This window comes from Herbiconiux daphne (genome assembly GCF_024979295.1).
Lineage (GTDB): Bacteria > Actinomycetota > Actinomycetes > Actinomycetales > Microbacteriaceae > Herbiconiux > Herbiconiux daphnes.
This window is the reverse complement of record NZ_JANLCJ010000118.1, coordinates 1-1,167: the sequence shown is the minus strand read 5'-3', so window position 1 is coordinate 1,167 and position 1,167 is coordinate 1. Positions and strand designations below refer to the sequence as shown.

The window sequence follows — 1,167 nt, the reverse complement described above, 5'->3', positions numbered from 1 at the left end:
CAAAAGTATACTGGTGACGCGGGTCAGTTGTTAGACAAATCCCAGCAAGTCGCTAATGAATTTATGAACAAAGATTTTAGTATCACTGGGGGACAGATTAATCAATTGTCCAGTGAGTTATATGATTCTGAAACAGTTCGTAATCAGAAACAACAATTAGCACAGGATTTGAATGAGCAATACAATGATCAAGTGACTCAACTCAACCAACAGGCCAACATGGTAGGGGGTATGGGTAACTCTCGTGCTGGTGTATCCCAAGCTGTTATGGCTGGGAAGGCTCAACAAGCTCAAGCTAAGGGCGAGGCAGATATCATGAATACTGCTCGTGGACAAGCTCAACAAGCAGCTCTAGCTACACTCCAAGGAAATCAACAGGCTAATATTAACAAATACACTACAGGGATGCAGTTTTATGGAAACTTAGGAACTACGCTTGCTAGTCAATACCAACAGGGTGAAATTATTCGTGGTCAATTAGGTCAGCAAATGTTGCAGAACCAGTTCCAAGCTGGACAGGTGAGTCAGCAGATGCAAAATGCCCAACAAGAAACCAATTATCAGAATTTGGTTGACCAGAAAAATGCTGGGCAACAGAACTTGGAAGCTTACCGCAATACGGTCTCTCAGATTGCAGGACAAGGTAATTCAGGCTCTACTACACAGACAGCAGTTGGTGGGGGTGGTGCTTCTAAAGCACAAGGAGCCCTTGGAGGGGCTATGTCTGGTGCTGCCGCTGGTGCGATGATCGGTGGGCCTTGGGGTGCTGTTGCAGGTGGTGTTATCGGGGGTATATCAGGTTTGTTCTCAGATGCTACGCTGAAGAAAAACATTAAACTGAAAGGTAAGACCAAATCAGGTGATGAAGTATACGATTGGGAGTGGAACCAAAAAGGTAAGCAGAAAGGGTTAAAAGGAAAGTCAACAGGTGTACTTGCTCAGCGTAGTGGCGAAGCTATTAGTGGCAAGAAACAAGGGGCACTTATGGTTGATTATGACAAAACATCTGTCAAACCTAAGATTAAAAAATAAGGAGTATTTATGGCTAAAGATTATTCAGAGTTAATTGCCAAATACGCCAAAAAACACGGTGTTCCTGAGAAACTGATTAGGCAAGTAATAAATGTTGAATCTTCCGGTAAAGCACATGCTGTCTCAGCAAGTGGG

The 1,167-nt window shown here is 43.5% G+C and carries 1 protein-coding gene and 1 pseudogene; both read left to right on the top strand.

Annotated elements, in window-relative coordinates:
* Positions 1 to 1,032 (top strand): annotated as a pseudogene (locus tag N1032_RS23455) (hypothetical protein); the annotation flags it as partial.
* A gap of 9 nt (positions 1,033 to 1,041) precedes the next feature.
* Positions 1,042 to 1,167: transglycosylase SLT domain-containing protein (locus N1032_RS28510; protein ID WP_407933076.1), on the top strand; the 126-nt coding region annotated here is incomplete at its 3' end.